This window comes from Haloferax sp. Atlit-10N, assembly GCF_003586325.1.
GTDB lineage: Archaea > Halobacteriota > Halobacteria > Halobacteriales > Haloferacaceae > Haloferax > Haloferax prahovense.
Genome location: NZ_PSYX01000079.1, coordinates 1 through 660, shown reverse-complemented (window position 1 = coordinate 660; position 660 = coordinate 1). Strand labels below are relative to the sequence as shown.

The 660-nt window shown below is 63.9% G+C and carries 1 protein-coding gene; it reads right to left on the bottom strand.

Going from position 1 to position 660, the window contains the following annotated elements:
- Positions 1–143: 143 nt before the first annotated feature.
- Positions 144–660, bottom strand: a 517-nt coding sequence (locus C5B91_RS21260; RefSeq protein WP_255409965.1) for a halocin C8-like domain-containing protein, incomplete at its 5' end; no start/stop codon positions are given.

Here is a 660-nt window from a genome sequence, read left to right as displayed (position 1 = left end):
CGACCGCGACGAGTGCCGAGAGAGCAACGTTCACCGCCGTACAGGCCCAACACCGATTCGGGCCAGTGTACTCGTCTCGACGCAGTCGGCCACCGAGGTCGTTCGTAACGCGGGATAGAGGCACGTATGTCACTGCCCCCTACTTAGCACCAGTTCGTCCGGTCAGCACAGACCTCTTCAGCGACGGCTTCGCCGCATCCGGAGAGGGCGTCGGCCACGTCGCAGATGATACCGACGAAGCCGACACAGGTCAGGCCGGCGATGGGGACCGCAATCCCGGTGAGCCCGCAGATGAACGCGCCGGTCGCCGCGCAGCCGACGCTACAAGTGAGGCCGACGGCGAACCCACAGGCGTAACAGCCGTCGACATCGACGTCGTCGTCGAGGAGGTCCCACGCGAGGTTCGTCAGGTCACTCCCCGTGGTGAACCCGTCGTAAATCTCGTCGATGACGGCGTTCGTGGCGACGTTGTTGACGGCCCGCCGAGTCGCATCGGCATCGAGGTCGAGTTCGGTAGACGCCAAGCCATCGGAGCTGTTTGCGGCGGACACCGTCTGTTCACCGGCCCCGGCGTCGAATCGCTCGATACGGGTGGTGAATCCGTCTTTCGTCTTGTGCGTGTAATCGAGAACGCTCAGAATGAGCGAATCCGACGTGGCG